Here is a 24,396-nt window from a genome sequence, read left to right as displayed (position 1 = left end):
CGACTCAGGGCGCGAGGCGCTGATAGGCGCCGCCCCAGTAGATCAGCGGCGGGTGGGTTTCGTCGTGGTCGAAGCGCACCACTTCGGAGATGAACAGAATGTGGTCGCCGCCGTCGTGACGCACCGTGTTGCGGCACTCGAAGCGCGCGCAGCAGCCCTTGAGCAGGGGTACGCCATTCATGCCGGTGTCGAAGTCGAGCCCGGCGAACTTGTCGTCCGAGCGCGAGGCGAACAGGTTGGAGATGTTGTCCTGGTCGGCCGCCAGCACGTTCACCGAGTAGTATTCGCAGGACTCGAAAATCGGCACGCAGGGCAGATTGGACGACAGGCTCCACACGATCAGCGGCGGATCGAGCGAGACGGAATTGAAGGAATTGACGGTCAGCCCGATCGGCTGGCCATCGGGCGAACGCGTGGCGACCACGGTGATGCCGGTGGCAAACATGCCGAGCGCGTCGCGAAATTCGCGGGTGAAAGACTGGTGGGAAATCGGGGTTTGGGACATGAATGAGACCGGTCGAAAATCGGGTGATGTGCGCAGACCGGCGTGCAAGATCAAAGGTTCCGGTGGCGGGATTATCCCCGGGTTGTGCGCTGCGGTCGACAACGGACTGCGATGACGCCCGGACCGCAGTTCGCCGAGCGCCTGCTGGAGTGGCACGCGCAGCATGGCCGGCACGACCTGCCGTGGCAGGCCATGCGCGACCCCTATCGCGTGTGGTTGTCCGAAATCATGCTGCAGCAGACCCGCGTCGAGACGGTGATTCCTTACTACGCGCGGTTTCTGGCGCGCTTTCCGGACATCGCCGCACTGGCCGCCGCACCGGTCGAGGACGTGCTCGCGCTGTGGAGCGGGCTGGGCTACTACGCCCGCGCCCGCAATCTGCACAAGGCGGCGCAGGCCGTGGTGCAGGACCACGGCGGGCAGTTTCCGCAGTGCGCCAATGACATCGCCACGCTGCCGGGCATCGGCCGCTCGACGGCCGCCGCCATCGCCGCCTTCTGTTTCGGTGAGCGCAGCGCGATTCTCGACGGCAACGTCAAACGCGTGCTGTGCCGCGTTTTCGGCATTGACGGCTTTCCGGGCGAACGCGCAGTCGAGGAAAGTTTGTGGGCACTGGCCGACACACTGATGCCTGCAACACGCGGCGGCGACTACATCCAGGCGCAGATGGATCTGGGCGCCACCTTGTGCACGCGCACCCGGCCAGCCTGTGGGCGTTGTCCGCTGTCAGCCGACTGTGTGGCGCTGGCCACCGGCCGGGTCGGCGAGCTGCCGCAGGCCCGCCCGAAAAAGGCTGTACCGCAGCGGCACGTGCGGGTGGCGGTGATCGAGCAGGGCGGACGCGTTCTGATGGAGCGCCGCCCGCCGAGCGGCATCTGGGGCGGTCTGCTGGCGCTACCGGAAATCACCGAAGGCGAAGACCCGGCCGGCTGGCTGCTGCGCCGCTTCGGCGCGCCCGCCAGCGAAACCGCGGCGCTTGCCACCGTGCGCCACGTGTTCACGCATTTCCGGCTCGACATCGAGCCGGTGCTGCTGCGTACCCAGGGCCTTGCGGCTGCCGCGGCGGAAGCCGGGATGGAATGGCTGGCGCTGAATGCACTCGACGAGGCCGGACTGCCGGCGCCGGTGCGGCGCATCCTCGACGCGATCGACCACGTCGCGCGCCTGAGCAACTAAAGAACGTCGTCAGCGATGTGCTGCAAACGGGCAGCCTGGCGCAAGCACTCGGCCAGGGCCTGGTCAGTGATCAGTTCGCCATCGTAGTCACTGAGGTTGCGCTGCTTTCTGAGGCCATCAAGGACGCGCACCACGCCAGCCTCCTGGCCAAGGGTGTGGGCGAGGCACTGGATGCTGGTCTGGTGGTGACCGGGCCGGCTGGTCGTGGTGCGAAAACCGTGCTTGAGCAAGGCGGCATCGGCAATCGCGCGGATGGCCGTGTAGGCACAGTCGAACCGGGTTTCGGTGCTGTTCTCCTCGCGCTGGGCGTCTGCCAGCCGACTTCGGGCCGTGGCCAGCAACTTCTCCATCAAGGCCTGGGAGAAGGGAACTCTGTCTAGCTGGCCAATGCGCGCGAGGTTTTCCAGTTCTTCAGCAGGCACTTTCGTCTCCGATCAACAAAAGGCGAGGCTTTGCCAGGACATCGAGCACAAAGGGGTTGCCAGCGGCACGTCGGTCCTGCCATTCGTCACGGCTCATGAGCTTCGGGTTGATCTCCCGACCCAACTGGGTCTGCGCGTCATAAAGTGCATTGATCACTTCCGAAAAATCGACTCGCCCCACGATCAAAAGGTCGATATCGCTGTTGGCGTTTTCTGTCGCGCTGGCCATGGAGCCGAATACGAACGCCAGTTCGATGCGCTCTGCCAAGGGCGCGAGCCCGTCTCTGAGCACATCTCCCAAGCCTACCGTTTTCCTGATCAGGGCCTGCAACTCGGGAAACACCGGATGCGCGGTGTTGGTGCTGAACTGGACCTGATTGCCAACGCGTCGACTGAGCAACAAATCAACGCGGCACAGTTCGTCGAGTTCTTTCTTCAACGTGCCCGGCGCCGTGCCTGTCAGTCTGGCGACTTCGCGCAGATGGATCCATTGGCCGGGTCGTAACCACAGCAACGCCATCACCTTGCGGCGATAGTGATTGGGAAACAGCAGGTCGGCGAGGCTGGCTTGTGTTTTCAATTAAGAAACGATCGTTTTCTTTAAGGAAACAGTTTAGCCTAATATTCACGGCGCGCCAGCGCGCCAGCGCGCATGCGAGTCTGCTCAGTCCTTCTTGAGCCCCTGCTGCGCCAGATAGCTGCGGATGATCTGTAAGCGGTCGATCGGCAGTTCCAGCTCCAGCAGCGCCTGCCGCGCACGCAGCGGGATCGGCAACACACCGGCCAGGCGCATGCCGACCCAGTCGGCGTCTTCGAAATGCTGTGGCGGCGGGAAATGCTCTTCGCCCAGGTCGTTCATAATCGCGCGCAGCACCGATACCAAAATCACGCTCTCGGGCGGCACCGGCTGTGGCGCGCGCTCTTCGAGCCACTCCACATTGGCAATCAGCAGGCCGTTGGGGCCGACTTCGGTGTCAATGATGCGGTAGCGCCGCTCGCCCATCACCGACACCTGCAGCAGACCCGGCTGCGGCGCGTCGCAGGACACGATGCGCGCGCTGGTACCGGTGGCGTGCGGATGTGCCGGCGCACCCACTTCCTTGCCCTCGGCGATCAGGTTTACGCCAAACGTCGAACCCTCGCGCAGGCACTGCGACACCAGATCGACGTAACGCGCCTCGAACACCCGCAGCGGCAGCAAACCGCCGGGAAACAACACGGTCTGCAGCGGAAACAGCGGCAGGCTGGAAACCTCCTTCATTCGCCTGCCTCCGCGCCCCAGCGCTGCGTCAATGTGTGCGGCACATGCAACTGGTCGAGCACACGCGCGACGACGAAATCGATCATGTCGTCCACGGTCTGCGGATGTGTGTAAAAGCCTGGATTGGGCGGCAGAATGACCACGCCGAGGCGCGAGAGCTTGAGCATGTTTTCGAGGTGAATGGCCGAAAACGGCGTCTCACGCGGCACCAGGATCAGTTTGCGACCTTCCTTGATGGCGACATCGGCCGCGCGCTCGATCAGGTTCTGCGACAGCCCGGCGGCGATGGCGGCGAGCGTGCCCATGGTGCACGGGCACACCACCATGGCATCGGCCGGATTGGAGCCCGAGGCCAGCGGCGCAAACCACTCCTCGCGGCCAAACACACGCAACTGACCGGGTTTGGTGTTGAACTGCTGCGACAACACCGCTTCGAGCTCGGACGGGCGGGATGGCAGCTCGAGGTTCATTTCCTGCCGCGCAACGATCTGCGCGACCTGCGAATACAGCAGCCACACGGTGGTGCCGGCGCCGAGCAGGGTTTCGACCAGACGTAGGCCGTAGGGCATGCCGGAGGCGCCGGTAAAGGCGACGGCAACAGTACTTGGGGGGGTGCCGAAAGACATCAATCGCTCCGGTCGGACAATCGAACCGGGCCACTCTATCACGCTGATGGACGGCCTTCCTGAGCGCCCCTTCCTAAGGCCGGCAGGCGCAACGCACCTGACTTTCAGCGTGTGAGCGCGTATCCCACGCAGGAATCACGCAGGCGCCCTGAAACGACAACGGGGCGCCCGCAGGCGCCCCGTTGCAATGATTTACCCGATTACTTGTCGGCGTTCGGGAAGAACAGCTGCTGGCCGTCGATCTTGTACTCGGCGATGGCCGCCTGGCCTTCGGCCGAAACCAGCCAGTCGATGAACTTCTGACCGGCTTCCTTCTTCACGTGGGTGTGCTTCTCGGGATTCACGAGGATCACGCCGTACTGGTTGAACAAGCGCTCGTCACCCTCCACCAGAACGGCCAGATCGGCGCGGTTCTTGAAGTTCAGCCAGGTGGCGCGGTCGGACATGACGTAGGCGCCGCTCGATGCAGCGATGTTCAGTGCCGGGCCCATGCCGCAACCGCATTCCTTGTAGCCGCTGCCCATGTTGTCGATGCCGGCGGCCTTCCAGAAGCGCAGTTCGGCCGAGTGCGTGCCGCTCTTGTCACCGCGCGACACGAACGCCGCGTTGTCAGCAGCGACCTTTTTCAGCGCCGCAACAATGTCATTGCCCTTCACGTTGGCCGGATCCTTCTTGTCGCCGATCAGCACGAAGTCGTTGTACATCACCGGGAAGCGCTTGACGCCGTAGCCTTCCTCGACGAACTTCTTCTCGGCCACGACGTTGTGCACGAACAGCACGTCCGCATCACCGCGACGGCCGGTGTCGAGCGCCTGACCCGTGCCCTGGGCGACCACGCGCACTTCGATGCCGGTGGCCTTCTCGAAGACCGGCAGGATGTGGCCGAACAGGCCGGATTGCTCGGTTGAGGTGGTCGAGGCGACCACGATGGACTCGGCGTGGGCGGCACCCGCGGCAAAAGCGGACAGGGCAAACGCTGCGAGCAAGCCGCGCAACGGACGTGCAAAGGAAACCGGTTTCATGAAATCACTCCTGGGTTGAACGGGCTGTCGCGGTGTTGCGCGGCAACCTATGGTCTCGGGTTCATTACTTGATTTGGCGTAATCTATTGATCGTGATTACTTTCAGCAATATGAAGACCCGTGCATAGGATTCAGTTCAACTACGTGCTCGCCGACACGCGCGGGCCGACCCGGATACGCAATCCGCTGATCGACCTGCTCCATGCAGTCGAGGACAACGGCTCGATCTCCGCCGCTGCACGCCAGCTTGGCTACTCCTATCGCCACGTATGGGGCGAGCTCAAACGCTGGGAAGGCGAGCTGAACCACAGCCTAATCGTGTGGGAGAAGGGCCAGCCCGCACGGCTGACCGAGTTCGGCACCAAGCTGCTGTGGGCCGAGCGACAAGTGCAGGCGCGGCTGCAGGCGCAGATCGACAACCTGCACGCCGACCTTGAACGCGCCTACGCCGTGGCCTTCGACGACTCCACCCACGTACTGAGCTTCTACGCCAGCCACGACGACGCGCTCTCGGCGCTGCGCGAACAGGCGCGCGCCAGCAAGCTGCATCTGGATATCCGCTTCACCGGCAGCGTGGACGCGATCCGCGCACTCAACGAAGGCCGCTGCATGATGGCGGGCTTCCATACCCGCCTGCATCCGGCCCGCAGCTCGCTCGCCTATCGCACCTACAAGCCCATGCTCAAGCCGGGCCTGCACAAGATCATCGGCTTCGCCCGGCGCACGCAGGGCCTGATCGTGGCGCCTGGCAATCCGCTCAAGCTCAATGGTCTGAAGGACCTCGCCAAAAGCCGAGTGCGCTTTGCCAACCGTGCGCTCGGCACCGGCACGCGTCTGCTGCTCGATGAATTACTGGCGGAACAGCGCATTGCTGCGGATTCGATCAACGGATTCGACAGCGCCGAACCCTCACACACGGCCGTGGCGCAGGCCGTGGCGGCCGGCCAGGCCGACGCGGGGATGGGCATCGAAGCGGCGGCGCGGGCACGCGGGCTGGACTTCGTGCCCATCGTCGAAGAGCAATACCACCTCGCCTGCCTCAAGTCGGCGCTGGCCGAATCAGGCATCCAGGCACTGCTGAAACTGCTCGGCAACACCGACTGGCAGCACATGCTGGCAAACCTGCCCGGCTATGCGCCGGAACACTGCGGTGAGGTGCTGGCGATGAGCCGTGTGCTGCCGTGGTGGCGCTATCGCACGCACAAGCATCCGGCCGAGTAAGCGGCTCAGGCCTCCAGCAGTGCCGCCGACTTGATCTGCGCCCACACTGCGCAGCCCGGCGCCAACCCGAGCCGGTCGGCCGAGCACCGCGTGATGCGCGCCAGCAGCGGCACTCCGGCCGCATCCAGCCGGATCAGCACATAGGCCGGAGCATCGGCGGCCGCAACTTCAACGACGTTGACCGGAATCTGGTTGTTGATGCTGGTGTCTTCGGCGCGCGAGCGCGCCAGCCCCACATCGCGCGCATGCACACGCACACGCAGCGCCTCACCCGGCGCACGCGCACAACGCGGGACCAGCAATTCCCCGCCGGCGAAGGCCAGCCGAGACAGATGCCAGGCCTCGTCGTGGGCAACCACGGTCGTCTCGATCATGACGCTGGACTCGATGCCCCGCGCCAGCGACAGGTCGGTGCGCGCCAGTGTCTCGACCAGCGGGCCAGCCGCTTGCACGCGGCCGTTCTCGATCAGCACCAGGTGGTCGGCCAGCCGGATCACCTCGTCGTGGGAATGGCTGACATACAGCATCGGAATGTCCAGCTGGTCGCGCAGGCGTTCGAGGTAGGGCAGGATTTCCTGCTTGCGCGCGGCATCCAGCGCCGATAGCGGCTCGTCGAGCAGCAGCAGGCGCGGGCTGGTCAGCAGTGCGCGGGCGAGCCCGACGCGCTGGCGCTCGCCACCCGAGAGCTGCTCGGGGTGGCGGTCGAGCAGATGCCCGAGATCGAGCAGTGCCACCAGATCGTCCCAGCCGATGCGGCGCTCGGCGGCCGGAACGCGCTTGTAGCCGTATTCCATGTTGCCGCGCGCCGACAGGTGCGGAAACAGGCTGGCCTCCTGGAACACGTAGCCGAGGCTGCGCCGGTGGGTCGGCACGAAGTCGCGTCCGTCCTGCCACACCTCGCCATCGAACTCGACGCGGCCATCCGCCAGCCGCTCCAGCCCGGCGATGCAGCGCAGCACCGTGGTCTTGCCGGCGCCGGACGGCCCGAACAGCGCCGTGACACCGTGAGACGGCAGCTTCAGGTCGACATCGAGCCCGAAGTCGCCACGATCGACACGGAAACGTGCCGCGATCGTCACGATGCCACTCCCATCACCTTGAAGCGCCGGTTGATCGCATACACGCTCAGCAGCAGCGAGAACGACAGGACCACCAGCACCAGCGCCAGGCGATGCGCGGCGGCGAAGTCCATCGACTCCACATGGTTGTAGATGGCGATCGAGGCAACCTGGGTGCTGCCGGGAATGTTGCCGCCGAGCATGATGATCACGCCGAACTCGCCCAGCGTATGGGCAAACGACAGCACTGCGGCGGTGAGGAAACCACGCCGCGCCAGCGGCAGCGAGATCGTCACGAAGCGCTCGAAGGGCCCGGCGCGCAGGCACGCTGCAGCCTCCAGCACGCGCGTGCCGGTGGCCTGGAAGGCGTTCTGCAGCGGCTGCACGACGAAAGGCAGCGAATAGATCATCGAGCCGATCACCAGCCCCGAAAAGCTGAAGGCAAGGTGACCAATCCCGACATCTTCAAGAAAGCCACCGATGGCGCCATATGGCCCCAGCAGCAACAGCAGGTAGAAGCCCACCACGGTCGGCGGCAGCACCAGCGGCAAGGACACCAGCGCCTCGACGAAAGTCTTGATGCGCGAGCGCGTCTGCGCCAGCCACCACGCCAGCGGCACGCACAACACGATCAGGATGGCGGTGCTGATCACCGCGAGCTTGAGCGTGATCCACAGCGCGGTGAGGTCCTGCGGTGACAGCATCCAATTTCCTCATCAACCGGAAAACAATGACGCCTTCCGAACAGCCCACAGCACCATCACTCCCTCCCCTTCAAGGGGGCGAGCACGGGGTTTCGCGAAGCATTGCTTCGCGCCGTGTGAGCGGGTTGGCTGCGCAAAGCCAACCCTGGACCGTCGGGGTAGGGATGGGTTGAGCCAGTGCAACAAACCCATCCCCCTCCTGGCCTCCCCCTTGAAGGGGGAGGAACACGGCCTTCGACGGCCTTCGCCCGCTCGAAAGCCCCTTCCCGACCGTCCCTTGCAGCGGAGAAACACGGCGCCCGGACGGCTGCGCCATCCGCTTGCCGCCTCAGGAGTCGGCGAACCCGTAACCGGCAGCCTCGATGACCTTGCGGGCCTCGGCGCCACGCAGCCACTCCAGAAACTGCTTCGCAGCCTCGACATCAACCGCACGCTTGAGGGCCACGCCCGCCTGGGCAATCGGCGTGTAAGCTTGCTTCGGCGGAATCCAGTACGAGCCGGCAATGCCGCGCTCGGTCTTGACCTGCGCCAGCGCGACAAAGCCCAGATCCGCGGCAGCACTCGCGACCTGACTGTAGGTCTGGCCAATGGACTGCCCGCGCACCAGCTTGCCGGCGGAGTCGAGCCTAGCGAACACGCCGCGTTTGCGCAGGATTTCCTCGGCCGCCTTGCCGTAAGGCGCGAGCCTGGGATCGGCGAGGGCGAGATGGCGGAAGTCGCCGCGCTCCAGCACTGTTGCGTCAGCATCGACCACGCCTTCACGCGCACTCCACAGCACCGGCACACCCAGCGCATAGACAAAGCGCGTGCCCTCGACGGTGTGGCCTTCGCTCTCCAGACGTTCGGGGCGCGCCGCGTCGGCCGACAGGAAGACGTCGAAGGGCGCGCCGTTGAGAATCTGCGTGGTCAGCGCCCCCGAAGAGCCGGCACTGATCACGAGATCATGACCGCTGGCCGCCTTGAACATCGGCGCCAGCTTCTGCAAGGTGCCGTGAAAGTTGGCCGCGACGGCGACGCGAATCTCGGCCGCCAACGCCGTCGGCCCGCAGACCATCAGGATGAGTAAGGCGAGTGCCCGCATCACAGGAACAGGTAGGAACAGATCGCCACCGCCGCCATGATGGCAATCACATCTGCAGTCAGCGCGGCGGCCAGCGTGTGGCGCATGCGGCGGATCTGCACCGCACCGAAATAGACGGCCAGCACGTAGAAGGTGGTTTCGGTCGAACCCTGCAGCGTCGTCACCAGCATGCCGACGTAGCTGTCCGGGCCGATGGCCGGGTCATTGATGATCGAGGCCATCACGCCATAGGCGCCGGAACCGGACAAGGGCCGCAACAGCGCCATCGGCAGCGCCTCGGCGGGAAGGCCGACCTTGCCGGTGAGCGCGCCTAGCGTGGCCACCATGTAGTCCATCGCCCCGCTGGCGCGGAACATGCCGACCGCCACAAGAATGGCAACCAGATACGGAATGATGCGCAGCGCGACCTGAAAGCCATCCTTGGCGCCATCAACGAAGACTTCGTAGATGCGCACCCCGCGCAGCGCGCCGAACAGCAGAAAACCCACCATCAGCCCCGGCACGATCCACGGCGAAATGGCGCGGCCGTACACGATGGTGAAGGGAATCAGCGCAAACAAGCCACCCAGCGCCAGCGCCGACACCCACAGCGGATAGCCGCCGCCATCGTCCGGCAATGCCTCGCTCTCGGCATCGACCCAGGGGCGGTCAATCGGCGCGGCATCGGGGTCGAGCGGCCCGACCGGGAAGAAACGCCGATACATGAACGCGGCCACAACGGCTGCGATCGTCGCGCAAATGGTTGCGAAAAGCGTGGTTGGCAGAATCGCCGCCGGGTCAGCCGAACCGGCGGCCGCGCGGATGGCGATTACGCCAGTGGGCAGCAGCGTGACGCTGGAGGTGTTGATGGCGAGGAACAGCGCCATCGAGTTGGTGGCGGTACCGGGTCGGGTATTGAGCTTGTCGAGCTCCTGCATGGCACGAATGCCGAACGGCGTGGCGGCATTGCCCAGGCCCAGCGCATTGGCTGACATGTTCAGGATCATCGCGCCCATGGCCGGATGGTTGGGCGGCACTTCGGGAAACAGCCGCGTCATCAGCGGGCGAATGACCTTGGCGATGATCACCAGCAGGCCACCCGCCTCGGCAACCTTCATCAGGCCCAGGAACAGCGTCATCACACCGACCAGACCCAGCGCCAGCTCCACCGAGCCGGTGGCCGCGTCGATCATGCCCTTGGACAGCGCCTCCATCGGCGCAGCCATACCCTCGACCGGCACATGGCCGATCTGGCGCCAGGCTGCCGCACCAAAGGCAATCAGGACGATGCCGAGGAAGATTCCGTTCACCGCACGCCCTCCGGCCGGACGGCAGAGGGGCTGCAGACGATGCGATACGGGGAAATCAAGATGCGACGGCTCCTGGCGGCGGGGCATGACGGGCGGCGGACAGCCGCCATGAAATCACGTCGCCCCGCCCCGCACAAGCCGCCCGGAGGCGGACCTCAGCCGTTGGCCAGGGTCTCCTCGATTTCGGCGAAGGTGCGCGCCACGGCCATCGGCACAACCGGCACACCCAGGCGGCGCGACAGATCGGCCGACGAATACACGCCACAGATCTGCGCGGCGCCAGCGCTGTCACGGCGCATCACCAACGCGTGCTGGCGGCCATGCGCACGCATGGTCTCGACGATGTCCCCGACGCGTGCGCTAGCCAGCTCGGCGATGTCGATTGCCTCCACCGCATCAGCGGGCGTCATGATGTCCTGCACGCGGATCTCGTCGTGGTGCACGCCCCGTTCGCGCACGATCTGCATCGGTTTCTCGCCGAGCAGGTCGTTGCTGGTGATCAGACCGACCACGAAGCCGGCGTGATCCACCGCAAACAGCATGCGCACACGCCGCTCCAGCATGCGCTCATGGGCAGTCACGACGAGTTCATCGGCCCGCACGGTGACGGCCGCAACGCGGGTCAGATCGGTCATTGCCGCCAGCGCCGGTTCGTCGAGCATGCGCTCCAGGGGTTGTGCTTCGGGTGGCGCGGCCACGCGCGCCTTGCCGGACAGTGCCGACGCGGAAATCACATGAAAACTGGCCATTGCTTGTCCTCCTTCGCGGGCTGCAGGCTCTGCAACCGGTGGGGTTCGCCACGGCGGGCATGCCTGAAGCATCCAGCCAGGCGGCCGTTTTTACTATGGGCGCCACGCCAGCCCGGCGCAAGCATCGGAAACCACGCAGCTATGGCCTGGCAGACACGCGCCTTCGGCCGCTTCGCGTACCATGCGGGCATCCGCGACCACGGCTTCCGACCATGCCCCGCATCCACCCCGAAGGATGGCGCCAGATTCCCGCCAGCGGCGCGCTGGCACGCAAGCTCGATACCCTGGGCGAGCTGGAAGACGGCCTGCCCGATGGCTTCACCGTATTCCACGGCATCCACTGGACGCGCGCCGAGCACGAGCAACTGCTGTTCGGCGCCATCGACTTCGCCGTGGTCGGCCCATCCGGGCGGGTGCTGCTGATCGAGCAGGTCGCCGGCTTTCTCGACGAAACGCCCGAAGGCCTGGTCAAACGCCACATCCGCGCACGCCACAACATCAGCGTCGAACTGGCGCGCACCGCCGATCACCTGCGTGCACGCCTCAAGACCAACCTCGACGGCATGGAGCCGGTGCTCGACCTGCTGCTGTTCTGCCCCGACTTCACGGTGCGCGACCCCGGCAGCGCCGGCATCGATCCCAGCCGCATCATTGACGCCACCAAGCGCGATCAGCTGGCAAACGCCGTTCGCACGCTGCTCGCCAGCGAAGCGTCCGAACCGGCCATCGTCGCGCGCATCAACCGCTTCTTTGCCGACGAACTTCAGCTCGTGCCCGACACCAGTGCGCTGGTTGGCCAGGCCACCACGCTGTACACGCGCCTGGCCGGTGGCCTGGCCGAATGGGGCCGACGCATCGAGATGCAGCCGCACCGTTTGCGCGTCACCGGCACCGCCGGCAGCGGCAAGACACAACTCGCGCTGGCCGTGCTGGCCGATGCCGTGGCGGCAGGGCGGCGCGCGCTTTACGTCTGCTACAACCGCCCGCTGGCCGACCACATCTCGCGCATTGCGCCCACCGGCACGGAAGTCACGACCTATCACCAGTTGTGCGACCGCATGCTCAGCGCCGCCGGCAAGCGGCCGAGCTTCGGCGGCCCCGACTCCTTTGCGCGCATGGAACGCGACTTCGCCGCGCTGGCCGTCGAGCCGCGCTTTGACGAGCTCATCGTCGATGAAGGGCAGGATTTCGCCGAGGAATGGCGCGACGCGCTGCTACGCCTGCTCACGCCCGAGGGCCGCGCCTGGTGGCTCGAAGACCCGATGCAGAACCTCTACGAGCGGCCCGAAGTCGCGCTGCCGGGCTGGGTGCGGCTCACCAGCGAGCGCAACTTCCGCAGCCCCTCGGACATCGTCACGCTGCTCAACCGCAAGCTTGCGAACGAGCGCCCGATGGAAGCCGGCAGCCCGCTGGCTGGTTCGGAAGTGGAGATTTCGGTGTGGAACAACGAAGCCGAGATGATGGAGCGCACGCGCCGCGCCATCACCCGCGCCATCGGGCTCGGCTTCCGGCGCGAACACATCGCGCTGATCACCTTCCGCGGGCGCGAGAACTCACGCTTCACCGGGCTGGAACGCCTCGGCCAACACAGCCTGCGCGCCTCCACCGGGCGCTACGACCTGATCGGCTCGCCGGAATTCACGGCCGGCGATTTCCTCATCGACTCGGTGCACCGCTTCAAGGGCCAGGCCGCGCCCTGCGTGATCTTCACCGAGATCGACTTCACGGCGCTGGACGTACGCACGCAACGCAAACTCTTCGTCGGCGCAACGCGGGCGGGGATGAAGCTGATGATGGTGATGTCGCAGCGGGCGGCAAAGCTGATGGAGCTGAGCGCCAGCGAGGGGCCGGCGGCGTGACTCGCAGGTCAGAAAAACGCTGAGCGGCTTCTCTGACCTGCGCTTGCAAACTCAACGCTTCGAGAACTTCCCGACCAACTGATTGAGCCGCTCGGCCTTGCGCTGTTCGGCTTGTTCGGCGCGTTCGCGTTCCTGCTGTTCCTGCTGCTCGTCGCGCTTGCGCTTGGCTGCGGCCGCGAAGCGCTCTTTCAGCGTCTGCGAGGCGTGGCTGCGGTGCTCTTCGGTGATTTCGCCGTCCACCTTGCCATCGAGATCGAAACGCTCGGTGGCCTTCTCGACGGCCTTCAGATAGCGCGTCGAGCTGACGTGCATGCGCATGGCGGTGCGCACCGTCTTGCGTTCGAATTCGGGGAAGCGCGCGTGGATGGCCTTGTCGATGCCGAGCGCCAGCGGCTTGCAGTCGCGGAAGGTCGGCGATACCTCTTGCAGGCGGCGCAACACTTCACGCGGTTCTATACCGGCAGCCTTGGGGGCCTCGGTGGCGGGTTCTTCGCTGGGGATCTCGGATTCCATCGGCTCTACAGGCAGCAGTTTCGGACGCGGCGCAATCATCGCACGAAACGGCGGATGCCGCTCAGAAGGGCCGAACAGCCAGCCCGATCAAGCCACGTGGCGTCGTGCGGAAGTCGCAACTGCGCCCGGGCTCACTGGCTGCGGGCGACGCAACTCGTTGAACACCTCGGGCAACAGCAGCGATGCAAGGCTGCGCTGCGTGAACAAGAAGCGGCCGTCGACCACAAAGCCCAGCTCGGCCCACGGCACGGCGGTGTTCAGCAGCTCGACGGCGCGCGTGATGTCCATGCCCTCGACCTTCGGAAACAGCGCCAGAATCGAGCCGTCGTAGGCCTCGCAGTCGTGCCGGAAAAACGGCGCCGAGCGGCGCGTGCGGCTGTTCACGTAGATACGCGGGCGGCCCGGTGCGTCGTGGAAGGCCCGGCCCCACATCCACCAGTTGGTCTCGTCAAAGTCGCGCACGCGGCGCGCCAGCAGCTTGGCCTTGTGGCGCTTCAGCGACGGGTGGCGCAGGTTGTAGAGCATGCGGCGGGTCTCACCGGTGTCGATGGTCTTGGAGCACACGAAGTCCACATTGCCCTGCCGGTGCTCAAACACCGCATCGGCCCCCGACACCGCGCCCACCTTGACCATGAACAGCGAGGCCAGCGGCACGCTCAGCTCGGTGGACGAGAAAATCAGCTGCCCGTCCATCTCCACGAAACGGCGCGTTTGCCACTCGCCACTCCACTCGCGGTACAGCGTCTCACGCGTGAAGTTGCCCAGCTCGAAGCGGAAGATCGCGCAGTTGGGCACCGCGCCATCAAAAATACGGTTATCTCCCGTCTCGATCCAGTGCGTGATCGTGCCCAGCTCGAAGAGCCGGCGGTTGAGCTTGCGCGCCGAGGTGAGCTTGATGAATTCGCGCGGCACGATGAACACCAGCTCGCCCCCCGGCTTCAGATGTCGCACTGCCTTCTCGATGAAGAACAGCGCGAGGTTGCTGCGCGCGTCGAACAGCGTGCCGTCGAGCAGCCGCTTGGTCGCATCACCGATGTCCTGAAAGCGCACATACGGCGGGTTGCCGATCACCGTGTCGAACTGCTCGCTATCCGGGTAGGCGAAGAAATCCATCACCTGCGCACCCGCCGGCGCCACGCGAGCGTCGAACTCGATGGCCACGCAGCCCGGAATCCGGCGCGAGAACGCGCCATCGCCGCAACTCGGCTCCAGCGTGCGGCCCTTGCGCTCGCGCAGGGAAAGCATCTGCTGCACGACCAGATCGGGCGTGAACACTTGGCCAAGCTTCCCCACGTCGAGCTGCTTCTTCAAACCGACCCTCCTTGCTGCTGACGCGGCCCATTGTCCCGCCAGCGAATCCGTGGCGGAACTCTAGCACCGATGGATTGCGCATCGGCCGCGTGCATTCAGAAGGCTTCGATCTCCACTTCGAGGAACACGCGGCTGGCATTGCCGGGAGAGAGCAGCTCGAAATTCTCCAATTGCGCCCAGGCGGACTGGTCGATTGCGCGGGCTGCCGCCGACGGAGAGGCGCCGGCCTCGACCTGTTCCAGCGCGACAGCGCGCATGTGGATCAGGTAGTCGAAGGTGTCACGGCGGGCCTGTTCCAGGCCGGTCGGCGCGCCGTGGCCGGGCACGATCACGCGTGGCTGCAGGGCCGCCAGCGCCTCGAAGGCCTCGACCCAGCCGGCACTGGAGCTGATCGGCAGCACCGCCAGCAATCGCTCGGTGTAGACGATGTCGCCGGCGAAGACCGTCGAGGCATCGGGAATCCACACCGCCACATCGCCCGGCGTGTGTGCGGCGCCGAAATGCAGAAGCTCGACGCTGCGCCCGCCCAGATCCAGCACCTTGCGCGCGCCCAGCTGCTTGTCCGGAATAGCCGCCTCGCTGCCGGCAAACAGCGGGCCGAGGGAGCTTTCGAGCGCCGCGTGCTGCATCTCCTGTTGCGCCCGCATCAAGTCGGTGGCCTCGCCGTGCGCCATCAAGGTCGCGCCCTTGGCCGCAAATACCGCGTTGCCCCACCAGTAGTGGCTCTGGCTGTTGACGTTCACCACCCACTTCACCGGCAGCGCCGTGCGCGCCTGCACGGCGCCGAGCAAGGCTTCACCCACGCGACGCGACGGCCCGGAATTGATCACCAGCACGGCCTCATTGCCGATCACGAAACCGAGATTTGCGTTCAGGCCTTCGTTCTCGGCGCTCTGCCCGCCCAGGTCGCCGACAACGGCATACACGCCGGGCGCGACTTCGCGGGTGTCCAGCTTCGCGCCGCCGGCAAGCGCGAGGCACGGTGCTGCAGCAACCAGGGCGACGAATAGCGGCACAGCAAATCTCTGGAACATGGGTCTATCTCCGGTTGAATTGTTCTACTTGTAACGGTAGCGTAGCAGCTGTTACGTACAGCACACCCAAAGCAGCCGATGCGCTTCCTCGCCCTGTTCATGACCCTGCCGGCACGCCAGTCGACCACGCGCATGCGCACGTGGCGCGCGCTGCGCACGCTGGGTTGCGCCACGCTGCGCGACGGCGTGCATGTGCTGCCCGATTCCGCGCAGCACGCCGAGGCGCTGACCGCCATCGCACTCGAAGTCACACAGGCCAGCGGAACCGCCGAGGTGTTCGAGCTGGCCGGCCGTGACGAAGCGCAGCAAGCCGGCTTGTGCGCCGCATTCGACCGCAGTGCCGACTACGAGGCCCTGCGCGCCGAAGTCCGCGAGCTGCGCGGACGCGTCGACGGCCGCAACGCGGCCTCGCTGCAGCAGCAGGCGCAATCCCTGCGGCGACGTTTCGAGCAGATCGCGACCATCGATTTCTTTCCCGCCGCGGCGCGGGAAGACACCGCGCGCGCATTCGACGAAGTAGACGAGTTGCTGCGCCAGCATCTGGTGCCGGACGAGCCGCAGGCAGTCGATGCCGCCGTCCCGCAGCGCAACCCTGCCGAACACCGCGGCCGGCTGTGGGCCACGCGCGCACGGCCGTGGGTCGACCGCCTCGCCAGCGCCTGGCTGATCCGCCGCTTCATCGACCCGCAGGCACGCTTCCTCTGGCTCGCGCGTCCGGCCGATTGCCCCGCCGACGCACTGGGTTTCGATTTCGATGGCGCCACCTTCAGCCACGTCGGTGAGCGCGTAACCTTCGAGACGCTGCTGGCGAGCTTCGGGCTGGAGCACGACGCAGCCCTGGCCGACCTCGCGCGCATCGTGCATTACCTCGATGTTGGCGGCGCGCCGGTGCCCGAAGCGGCAGGGGTCGAATCCCTGCTCGCCGGCATGCGCGCCAGCCTCACCGACGACGACGCGCTGCTGGCCGCCGCGTCCAACGCATTCGACTTCCTGTATCGATCCCGATCTTCAAACCTGCGAGCCTCCCGATGACCGAACCGCACGCTGCCCCGAACGCGCCCGACGAGAACGCGGCCCCGGCCCACCCGAGCTTCTACGAGGCCTTCCTGTGGTGGCTCAAGCTCGGCTTCATCAGCTTCGGCGGGCCGGCCGGGCAGATTTCGATCATGCACCAGGAGCTGGTCGAGAAACGCCGCTGGATCTCGGAGCGGCGCTTTCTGCACGCACTCAACTACTGCATGGTGCTGCCCGGCCCCGAGGCACAGCAGCTGGCCATCTACATCGGCTGGCTGCTGCACCGCACCTGGGGCGGCATCGTGGCCGGCGCGCTGTTCGTGCTGCCCTCGCTGTTCATCCTCGCGGGGCTGACCTGGGTCTATCTGGCCTATGGCGACGTACCGTTGGTGCAGGGCATCTTCGCCGGCATCAAGCCGGCCGTCGTGGCCATCGTGCTGTTTGCCGCGTGGCGCATCGGCAGCCGCGCGCTCAAGAACGAGGTCATGTGGGGCATCGCCGCGCTGTCCTTCGTGGCGATCTTCGTGTTCCGCATCCCCTTCCCCTTCATCGTGTTGGGCGCGGCGCTGATCGGCATGGCCGGCGGCAAGTTCCTGCCCGCCAAGTTCGCGGTTGGCGGTGGCCACGGCTCAGCCGACAAGAGCTTCGGCGCCGCGGTGATTGATGACAACACGCGCCTGCCGCACACGCTGTTCAACGCCGCGCATCTGGCCAAGCTGCTGGGTGTCGGGCTGGTGCTGTGGGCCGCGGGCATGTGGCTGCTGCCGGCCGGCACCCTGAGCGACATCGGCGCCTTCTTCACCAAGGCCGCGTTGGTGACCTTCGGCGGCGCCTATGCGGTATTGCCCTATGTGTATCAGGGCGGCGTGGACAGTTACGGCTGGCTCACCGGCGCGCAAATGATCGACGGCCTCGCGCTGGGTGAATCCACGCCCGGCCCTCTGATCATGATCGTCGCCTTCGTCGGCTTCGTCGGCGCCTGGACGCACCAGATCTTCGGCTCGGAGAACCTCTTCCTCGCCGGCTTCGTCGGCGCCAGCGTGGCGACCTTCTTTACTTTCCTGCCGTCCTTCGTGTTCATCCTCGCCGGCGGGCCGCTGGTCGAATCCACGCATGGCGACCTGAAATTCACCGCGCCGCTGTCGGCCATCACGGCAGCCGTGGTGGGCGTGATCCTGAACCTCGCGCTGTTCTTCGCCTGGCATGTGCTGTGGCCGCGCGCGTCGATGGACGCGCCGTTCGCCGGCGGCTTCGAGTGGTTCCCGGCCGTGATCGCCGTGGCCGCCTTCATCGCCTTGTGGAAGTTCAAGCAGGACATCCTGCGCGTGCTGGGCGTGTGTGCGGTGCTGGGGCTGGGGTGGACCTTGCTGGCGGGCTGAGCATCAGCCGAGCACGCCGAGCGTGAGGCCAGCCACGACGAGGTAGCGACCGAGCTTGGCGACGAGCACGATCAGTGTGAAGCTCCAAAGCGGCTCGCGCAGCACACCGGCAATCACCGTGAGCGGGTCGCCGATGAACGGCGCCCAGCTCATCAGCAGCGACCAGCGGCCCCAGCGGTGATACATGCGCTGAAAGCGGTCGAGCTGCGATTCGCGCAGCGGAAACCAGCGGCGGTGGCGGAAATGTTCGATGTAGCGGCCGAGCAGCCAGTTGATGATCGAGCCCAGGACGTTACCGGTGGTGGCCACCGCGATCAGCGCCCACACCGGGTGATCGCCCAGGGTGAGCAGGCCGGCGAGCACGACTTCGGACTGCATGGGCAGCATGGTTGCCGCAACGAGTGCGGACAGGAACAGGCCTAAGTAGGCCGTCATGCGGCTTCAGTGCTCATGGCGGTGATGGATGTCCGGGTAATGCGGGTGCTTGTGCACAATGGCTTCATGACCGTGGTCATGCGTGTGCGGTTCCTCGCCGTGCCAATCGAAGTCGTGCGCGTGTTGGTGGTGCTCGTCGTGCACGTGGCGGTGCGTGTGCTCCATGGCTTCGTGCGCATGGACATGCTCGTGACGTTCCGTCAGATGCAGCCAAACGCCGCCGCCCATTAGCAACGCCGCGATCCACAACGCGAGCGAGGTCGATTCGCCGAGCAGCATCAGCGCCACCGCGGCGCCGAGGAAAGGTGCAGTCGAGAAGTAGGCGCCGGTGCGCGCGGTGCCGAGCCCGCGCAGCGCCAGAACGAACAGCACCAGGCTCACCCCGTAGCCGAAGAACCCCACGGCCAGCGTCGAGGCGAACACCCCAGTGGCCGGCATGACCGCGCCCAGCGACAGCGCGAGCAGCGTATTGACCGCGCCGGCAGCGAAACCCTTGATGCCGGCAACGAACACCGCGTCGGACGCCGATACACGGCGCGTGAGATTGTTGTCGATGGCCCAGCACAGGCAGGCGCCGGCGATCGCCAGCGGCCCGAACCATTCAGTGGCGGCCGCGTCGCCGCTGGGCCACGACAGCACCACGCCACCGGCGACAATCAGCAGCATGCCGGCGACGATGCGCCGGTCGGCGTTCTCGCGGAACACCACCCAGGCGATCACCGCCGTTAGCACGGCCTCGAGATTGAGCAGCAGCGAGGCGGCCGAGCCGCTGGTGTGTGCGAGCCCGGCCATCAGCAGCGCCGGCCCCAGTACACCGCCGAACAGCACCGCGCCGGCCAGCCACGGCCATTCGCCATTCGCCATGCCGGTGGCCGACCAGCCGCGGTCGCGCAGCACACGCACCACGCCCAGCCCGACGCCGCTGCCCAGATACAGCAGGCCGGCCAGCAGCAGGGGCGACACCTCGCCGACCAGCAGCTTGGCGAATGGCGTGCTGGCGCCGAACAGCGCGGCGGCGGCAAGAGCGTGGAAGACGCTGCGGTTCATCGGGGTGTCCGGAGTCGGGCTGCGTTCAGATTACCCGTTCGACCTTGTCGTAGTCACCGCGCACCTTGAGCGTGATGGTGACTTCCTTGCCCGAGCGGTTGCGCCAGAACCAGCCGTGCTTGCCGTCGAAGGCCGCTTCCAGCGTGCCGGCGTCGGAGGGCTGGTTCCGGCCCTTGCCGTAGCCGTGGTAGAAGTCGCGCGGTGCGCCGAAGGGGTCACCGTGGGTGTCGTAGTTCACGGCACCACCGGCGGACGACCATTCGTATTCGACCTTTGCGCCCTCGTCCATCACCAGCTTGATCTCGGCGGCGGCGTTGGGCGCGAGCTTGAAGCTGACGGTGTCGCTGCGCGGGTCCGGCGCAGGTTCGGCCGCTGCGGCTGGAGGGACCTCGGCGGGGGGTGGAGTGACCGCAATCGGCGTTTCGGCCACTGCCGTGGCTGGCGGTGCGGCCTCCTCGGCGGTGGCCTCGGCCGCGAGCTGGGTCTTGATTTCGCCCATCTGTGTGAGGCCCAGCGTGCGGCCGATGCCGGTGGGGTCGATGCCGTATTCGGCAGGCAGCACCGTGGTGACGAGCAGGGCCGCGGCGACCAGCGCGGCGATGACGGTGGAACGCAGGAGCTTGCCGGCGCTGGGCAGTTCGGCGCGGCTGGGCAGGTCGGTGTTGTACATGTTGGACTCCAATTCAGGCAATGAAGTAGCCGGTCATCTGATAGCCGACCAGCATGAAGCCGGCGCACATCATGGCGACGTTGGCGGTATAGGCATGGCGGACGAAGGACGGGCTGCGGCGCCAGAAACCCATCGCGATCAGGATCAGCGCGAGTGCCATGAGCTGGCCGAGCTCGACGCCGACGTTGAAGGCCAGCAGGTTGGGCAGCAGGCCGTCGCGCGCGATCTCGTATTCCTGGATCTTGGCGGCCAGGCCGAAACCGTGGAACAGGCCGAAGATCAACGTCGCCGCCTTGGTGTTGGGCTGCACGCCGAACCAGCGCTGGAAGGCGCCGAGGTTGTCGAGCGCCTTGTACACCACCGACAGGCCGATGATGGCGTCGATCAGGTAGGCGTTCACATTTACCCCGGCATACACGCCGTAGAGCATGGTCACCGAATGCCCCACCGCGAACAGGCTCACGTACAGCGCGATGTCCTTGAGCCGGTAGAGGAAGAAGATCACCCCGGCGAGGAACAGCAGATGGTCGTAGCCGGTGACCATGTGCTTGGCGCCGAGATAGGTGAAGGGCAGCAGGTGCGTGCCGGTGATTTCCTGGATGTAGCCCTTGTCGCCCTCGGCCACGCCGTGGGCGTGCGCGAGACCGAAGAGCATCAGATAGGCCAGCACGCCGAGCAGGGCGCGTGGCAGCAGCCCCGGCCGCGTGCCTGCGCGGCCGGATTGCGGATTCATGCGGTTCATGAAGTTCCTTCCGAAGAATGTGGGGTGCATGACGGATCGCCCGCGGCCATCCGCCCGTTCCATCAACTCATCGGAAGCGGTTTGGGTGGTCGTTCAGGCAGCGAACAGCGGGCGGGATAGGCGTGCCGCTTTTCGCCGGCATTGAGCGGAGCGGTACATGCCGGCGCGCGGCTCAGATGCAGCGGCGGGACGTTGGGCTTGTCGTGACTGTGGTCGCTGGCGTCGTGCTCGTGTGCGGGGTGAGCGTCGGCGCGGTGTTCTTCGTCGGCAGCATGCACATGCCCATGACCTGTAGTTTCGGCAAGGTGTGCATGACCGAGTTCATCGAGCGGGGCGTGCGAGAGAGACGCCGCACTGACCGTGCCGACCACCATGTGCGCGACGACGATGATCCCTATCAGGATGCGCATCAGCTTCAAGCGACAGGAGAAATGGTGTCCGACGGGCATGCAGGGACCGGTCCAATGCGGGGTGCGACAAGCCTATAGCAGATGCCGCAACGCGGCAATCGACACGCCGGGGCTCTTCGCCGCGGCCGGAAATGCATTGCCGATCCGCTAGAATCGCCGGACTCTCCGCAGACGATCGCCATGACTTCCCAGACAGCCCCCGAACTGCTCGCCCCCGCCGGTTCGCTCGACATGATGCGTACCGCCTTTGCCTATGGCGCCGACGCCGTGTATGCCGGCCAGCCGCGCTATTCGCTGCGCGTGCGCAACAACAGCTTCGACAAGGTGGAGGCGCTGGCGACGGGCATCAACGAGGCGCATGCGCTGGGCAAGGCGTTTCACCTGGTGGCGAACATCAGCCCGCACAACAGCAAGGTGCGCACCTATCTGCGGGACATGGAAGACGTGATTGCGCTGGGGCCGGATGCACTGATCATGGCCGACCCGGGGCTGATCATGATGACGCGCGAGCGCTGGCCGGACATGCCCATTCACCTATCGGTGCAGGCCAACACCACCAATTACGCCAGCGTGCGTTTCTGGCAGAGCCTAGGCGTGAAACGCATCATCCTGTCGCGCGAGCTGTCGCTCGACGAGGTGGCGGAGATTCGGCAGGAATGCCCGGACATGGAGCTGGAGGTGTTCGTGCACGGCGCGCTGTGCATTGCGTACTCGGGCCGCTGCCTGCTGTCGGGTTACTTCAACCACCGCGACCCCAACCAGGGCAGTTGCACCAATTCGTGCCGTTGGGATTACCGCATGCACGAGGGCACGGAGAATGGCGCGGGCGATGTGGTGACGAGCAACGCCATGCCCATCGGCAACCCGAAGGATGCCGGCGCGGTCGGCACGGCCACGCGGCCGATGGCCACTACCACCGCGCTGGGCGGCGGGCCACGCCACATCGGTGGCAGCAAGACCTGGTTGCTGGAAGAGGGCACGCGCCCCGGCGAGCTGATGCCCATCGAGGAAGACGAGCACGGCACCTACATCCTCAACTCCAAAGACCTGCGCGCCATCGAGCACATCGGCCGGCTGGTGGAAATCGGCGTGGATTCGCTGAAGATCGAAGGCCGCACCAAGAGCCCGTATTACGTGGCGCGCGCCGCGCAGAGCTACCGCCGCGCAATTGACGACGCGGTGGCCGGCCGGCCCTTTGACCCGACGCTGCTTGGCGCGCTCGAAGGCCTGGCCAACCGCGGCTACACCGACGGCTTCTACCAGCGCCACAGCACGCCGGACCACCAGAACTACCTGCGCGGCCACTCCGAATCAGGCCGCAGCCTGCTGGTGGGCGAGGTCACCGGCTTTGACGCCGCGCGCGGACTGGCCGAGATGGAAGTGAAGAACGGCTTCGGGCGCGGCGACCGGCTGGAGTTCGTTACGCCGGCCGGCAACTTCGAAGTCGTGGCGGAGCAGATCGAGAACGCTGCGGGCGAAGCGCAGGAGCGCATTCCCGGTAGCGGGCGCACGGTGTGGCTGCCCTTGCCGGAAGGTGCGCCGCAAGGCGAGTGCTTCGTGGCGCGCTTTGTTTAAGGGCATGCGATAGCCCTCGCCGCCTGTCATTGCGAGCGCAGCGAAGCAATCTCGCCTTCTGTTTTTGCGGCGCAGTTGAGATTGCTTCGTCGCTGCGCTTCTCGCAATGACCGCTTATTGGGCACCTTGCTGCCGTAATCGCCCGACCCACGCGGTACCCTCTCAACCCTTGTCTTATTCCCCCGGTTTCAAATGTCCCTGCCCAATACCCTGATGTCAGCCGAAGCCTACGAAGCACAACTTGAGGGCAAGCTGGCGCGCTATCGCGCCGACTTTGCGCCGCTGGGGCTGCCGGAACCGGAGGTGTTTCGCTCGACGCCCACCGAATACCGCCTGCGGGCGGAGTTTCGCCTGTGGCATCACGAAGGGCGCGTGGATTACGCGATGTTCGACGCCGCCAACCCGCGGCAGCCGGTGGTCGTCGATGATTTTCCGGCCGCGGTGGCGTCAATCCGCGCCGCCATGCCGGGCCTGCGCGATGCGCTGATTGCCAACGAGACGCTGCGCAACCGGGTGTTCCAGGTGGAGTTTCTCGCCACGCTGTCGGGCGAGCTGCTGATCAGTCTGGTGTATCACCGCAAGCTCGACGAGGCGTGGGAAGCCGAGGCGCGCCCGCTGGCCGCGCAACTGAAGGCGCAGATCATCGGCCGCAGCAAGGGCCAGAAGGTGGTGCTGGAGCGCGACTGGCTGCTCGAAGAACTGGAGGTGGACGGCCTGCGCCTGCGCTACCAGCAGATCGAAGGCAGCTTCACCCAGCCCAACGGCGAGGTGAACCGCCACATGCTGCACTGGGCGCGCGCGCAGTGCGCAGAGGCTGGCGGCGACCTGCTGGAGCTGTATTGCGGCAACGGCAACTTCACGTTCGCGCTGGCGCCGCTTTTCGAGCGCGTGCTGGCCACCGAGCTGTCGAAATCGTCGGTGAAGGCGGCGCTGTACAACATCGAAGCCAACGCCACCGACAACATCACGCTGCTGCGCATGTCGAGCGAAGAGCTGAGCGACGCAATGGCCGGCGGGCGCGAGTACCGCCGCCTGCAGGATATTGATCTGGCGGCATACAACTTTTCCACGCTGTTCGTCGACCCGCCGCGCAGCGGGCTGGACCCGGCCACGCTGGCGATGGCGGCGAATTTCGACCGCGTGCTGTACATCTCGTGCAACCCCACCACGCTGCGCGAAAACGCCGAGGCGCTGAGCGCCACGCACGACATTGCGGCCGCCGCGGCCTTCGACCAGTTTCCCTACACGCACCATCTGGAGTGCGGCCTGCTGCTCAAACGCCGGGGCGCGTGA

Annotated in this window: 26 protein-coding genes; 7 read left to right on the top strand and 19 right to left on the bottom strand. The window is 66.1% G+C overall.

All coding sequences use genetic code 11. From position 1 onward, the window contains the following. Positions 1 to 4: 4 nt before the first annotated feature. Positions 5 to 505, bottom strand: a complete 501-nt coding sequence (locus AC6H0N_RS05475; protein ID WP_497573053.1) for a flavin reductase family protein — start codon at positions 503 to 505, stop codon at positions 5 to 7. A gap of 111 nt (positions 506 to 616) precedes the next feature. Between AC6H0N_RS05475 and mutY the strand changes: the two genes are divergently transcribed. Continuing rightward, positions 617 to 1,681, top strand: a complete 1,065-nt coding sequence (gene mutY / locus AC6H0N_RS05470; RefSeq protein WP_497573052.1) for an A/G-specific adenine glycosylase — start codon at positions 617 to 619, stop codon at positions 1,679 to 1,681. On the opposite strand, the gene AC6H0N_RS05465 is transcribed toward mutY, so the two are convergent. The 5 genes from AC6H0N_RS05465 to AC6H0N_RS05445 form a co-directional block, all read right to left on the bottom strand. After that, positions 1,678 to 2,103 carry a hypothetical protein gene (locus AC6H0N_RS05465; RefSeq protein ID WP_497573051.1) on the bottom strand — a complete coding sequence of 142 codons (426 nt, stop codon included), beginning with the start codon at positions 2,101 to 2,103 and terminating at the stop codon, positions 1,678 to 1,680. The two genes, mutY and AC6H0N_RS05465, sit on opposite strands and share 4 nt — an antisense overlap. Beyond that, positions 2,093 to 2,683, bottom strand: coding sequence for a nucleotidyltransferase domain-containing protein (locus AC6H0N_RS05460; RefSeq protein ID WP_497573050.1), 591 nt, complete (start codon positions 2,681 to 2,683; stop codon positions 2,093 to 2,095). Before AC6H0N_RS05460 ends, AC6H0N_RS05465 begins: the two co-directional genes overlap by 11 nt. Positions 2,684 to 2,767: 84 nt before the next feature. After that, entirely contained in the window at positions 2,768 to 3,364 is a 597-nt protein-coding gene (locus AC6H0N_RS05455; protein WP_497573049.1) for an LON peptidase substrate-binding domain-containing protein, read from the bottom strand. Next, positions 3,361 to 3,990 carry a flavin prenyltransferase UbiX gene (locus AC6H0N_RS05450; protein WP_497573048.1) on the bottom strand — a complete coding sequence of 210 codons (630 nt, stop codon included), beginning with the start codon at positions 3,988 to 3,990 and terminating at the stop codon, positions 3,361 to 3,363. Before AC6H0N_RS05450 ends, AC6H0N_RS05455 begins: the two co-directional genes overlap by 4 nt. Before the next feature lie 200 nt (positions 3,991 to 4,190). Continuing rightward, on the bottom strand, positions 4,191 to 5,012 hold the full coding sequence (locus AC6H0N_RS05445; RefSeq protein ID WP_497573047.1) for an ABC transporter substrate-binding protein: 822 nt from the start codon (positions 5,010 to 5,012) through the stop codon (positions 4,191 to 4,193). Between the two features lie 120 nt (positions 5,013 to 5,132). On the opposite strand from AC6H0N_RS05445, the gene AC6H0N_RS05440 reads away from it, so the two are divergent. Continuing rightward, complete coding sequence (locus AC6H0N_RS05440) at positions 5,133 to 6,233, top strand: substrate-binding domain-containing protein (protein WP_497573046.1); 1,101 nt, start codon at positions 5,133 to 5,135, stop codon at positions 6,231 to 6,233. A gap of 5 nt (positions 6,234 to 6,238) precedes the next feature. Here the strand turns inward: AC6H0N_RS05440 and modC are convergent, their stop codons facing one another. The 5 genes from modC to AC6H0N_RS05415 all read right to left on the bottom strand — a co-directional run bounded on the left by modC (position 6,239) and on the right by AC6H0N_RS05415 (position 11,114). Continuing rightward, positions 6,239 to 7,312, bottom strand: coding sequence for a molybdenum ABC transporter ATP-binding protein (gene modC, locus AC6H0N_RS05435; RefSeq protein WP_497573045.1), 1,074 nt, complete (start codon positions 7,310 to 7,312; stop codon positions 6,239 to 6,241). After that, the gene (gene modB / locus AC6H0N_RS05430) at positions 7,309 to 7,995 is read right to left on the bottom strand and encodes a molybdate ABC transporter permease subunit (protein ID WP_497573044.1); all 687 of its coding nucleotides are present in this window, start codon (positions 7,993 to 7,995) and stop codon (positions 7,309 to 7,311) included. Before modB ends, modC begins: the two co-directional genes overlap by 4 nt. 328 nt (positions 7,996 to 8,323) lie before the next feature. Next, positions 8,324 to 9,076 (bottom strand): molybdate ABC transporter substrate-binding protein, encoded by a 753-nt coding sequence (modA, locus tag AC6H0N_RS05425; RefSeq protein WP_497573043.1) that lies wholly within the window; start codon positions 9,074 to 9,076, stop codon positions 8,324 to 8,326. Beyond that, a complete protein-coding gene (locus tag AC6H0N_RS05420) occupies positions 9,076 to 10,365 on the bottom strand; it encodes a nucleoside recognition domain-containing protein (protein ID WP_497573042.1) in 1,290 nt (429 codons plus the stop codon). The genes modA and AC6H0N_RS05420 overlap by 1 nt, the downstream gene beginning before the upstream one ends. Positions 10,366 to 10,520: 155 nt before the next feature. Continuing rightward, complete coding sequence (locus AC6H0N_RS05415) at positions 10,521 to 11,114, bottom strand: CBS domain-containing protein (protein WP_497573041.1); 594 nt, start codon at positions 11,112 to 11,114, stop codon at positions 10,521 to 10,523. A 212-nt stretch (positions 11,115 to 11,326) separates the two neighbouring features. On the opposite strand from AC6H0N_RS05415, the gene AC6H0N_RS05410 reads away from it, so the two are divergent. Next, the gene (locus AC6H0N_RS05410) at positions 11,327 to 12,973 is read left to right on the top strand and encodes an ATP-binding domain-containing protein (RefSeq protein WP_497573040.1); all 1,647 of its coding nucleotides are present in this window, start codon (positions 11,327 to 11,329) and stop codon (positions 12,971 to 12,973) included. A gap of 51 nt (positions 12,974 to 13,024) precedes the next feature. On the opposite strand, the gene AC6H0N_RS05405 is transcribed toward AC6H0N_RS05410, so the two are convergent. The 3 genes from AC6H0N_RS05405 to AC6H0N_RS05395 form a co-directional block, all read right to left on the bottom strand. Then, complete coding sequence (locus AC6H0N_RS05405) at positions 13,025 to 13,486, bottom strand: ProQ/FINO family protein (RefSeq protein ID WP_497573039.1); 462 nt, start codon at positions 13,484 to 13,486, stop codon at positions 13,025 to 13,027. 87 nt (positions 13,487 to 13,573) lie between these two features. Then, entirely contained in the window at positions 13,574 to 14,797 is a 1,224-nt protein-coding gene (locus AC6H0N_RS05400; RefSeq protein ID WP_497573038.1) for an Eco57I restriction-modification methylase domain-containing protein, read from the bottom strand. Positions 14,798 to 14,892: 95 nt separating this feature from the next. Continuing rightward, entirely contained in the window at positions 14,893 to 15,831 is a 939-nt protein-coding gene (locus AC6H0N_RS05395; protein ID WP_497573037.1) for an MBL fold metallo-hydrolase, read from the bottom strand. Between the two features lie 78 nt (positions 15,832 to 15,909). Here AC6H0N_RS05395 and AC6H0N_RS05390 point away from each other — a divergent pair, with 78 nt between their 5' ends. After that, positions 15,910 to 16,863, top strand: coding sequence for a chromate resistance protein ChrB domain-containing protein (locus AC6H0N_RS05390; protein WP_497573036.1), 954 nt, complete (start codon positions 15,910 to 15,912; stop codon positions 16,861 to 16,863). After that, on the top strand, positions 16,860 to 18,224 hold the full coding sequence (gene chrA / locus AC6H0N_RS05385; RefSeq protein WP_497573035.1) for a chromate efflux transporter: 1,365 nt from the start codon (positions 16,860 to 16,862) through the stop codon (positions 18,222 to 18,224). Before AC6H0N_RS05390 ends, chrA begins: the two co-directional genes overlap by 4 nt. Before the next feature lie 3 nt (positions 18,225 to 18,227). On the opposite strand, the gene AC6H0N_RS05380 is transcribed toward chrA, so the two are convergent. From AC6H0N_RS05380 to AC6H0N_RS05360, 5 genes are all read right to left on the bottom strand, one after another. After that, a complete protein-coding gene (locus AC6H0N_RS05380) occupies positions 18,228 to 18,659 on the bottom strand; it encodes a YqaA family protein (protein ID WP_497573034.1) in 432 nt (143 codons plus the stop codon). A 6-nt stretch (positions 18,660 to 18,665) separates the two neighbouring features. Beyond that, on the bottom strand, positions 18,666 to 19,706 hold the full coding sequence (locus AC6H0N_RS05375) for a DMT family transporter (RefSeq protein ID WP_497573033.1): 1,041 nt from the start codon (positions 19,704 to 19,706) through the stop codon (positions 18,666 to 18,668). Positions 19,707 to 19,731: 25 nt separating this feature from the next. Beyond that, a complete protein-coding gene (locus AC6H0N_RS05370; RefSeq protein ID WP_497573032.1) occupies positions 19,732 to 20,376 on the bottom strand; it encodes a transmembrane anchor protein in 645 nt (214 codons plus the stop codon). 13 nt (positions 20,377 to 20,389) lie between these two features. Continuing rightward, positions 20,390 to 21,118, bottom strand: coding sequence for a HupE/UreJ family protein (locus AC6H0N_RS05365; RefSeq protein WP_497573031.1), 729 nt, complete (start codon positions 21,116 to 21,118; stop codon positions 20,390 to 20,392). Between the two features lie 62 nt (positions 21,119 to 21,180). Then, positions 21,181 to 21,528: a hypothetical protein gene (locus tag AC6H0N_RS05360; RefSeq protein WP_497573030.1), complete on the bottom strand. Its 348-nt coding sequence runs from the start codon at positions 21,526 to 21,528 to the stop codon at positions 21,181 to 21,183. Positions 21,529 to 21,708: 180 nt separating this feature from the next. Between AC6H0N_RS05360 and trhP the strand changes: the two genes are divergently transcribed. Continuing rightward, complete coding sequence (gene trhP / locus AC6H0N_RS05355; RefSeq protein WP_497573029.1) at positions 21,709 to 23,103, top strand: prephenate-dependent tRNA uridine(34) hydroxylase TrhP; 1,395 nt, start codon at positions 21,709 to 21,711, stop codon at positions 23,101 to 23,103. 192 nt (positions 23,104 to 23,295) lie between these two features. Beyond that, positions 23,296 to 24,396 carry a tRNA (uridine(54)-C5)-methyltransferase TrmA gene (gene trmA, locus AC6H0N_RS05350; RefSeq protein ID WP_497573028.1) on the top strand — a complete coding sequence of 367 codons (1,101 nt, stop codon included), beginning with the start codon at positions 23,296 to 23,298 and terminating at the stop codon, positions 24,394 to 24,396.

The organism is Pseudazoarcus sp. NS34, assembly GCF_059703725.1.
Note: the sequence above shows the minus strand (reverse complement) of the source record. Positions and strands in the feature narration are given on the sequence as shown.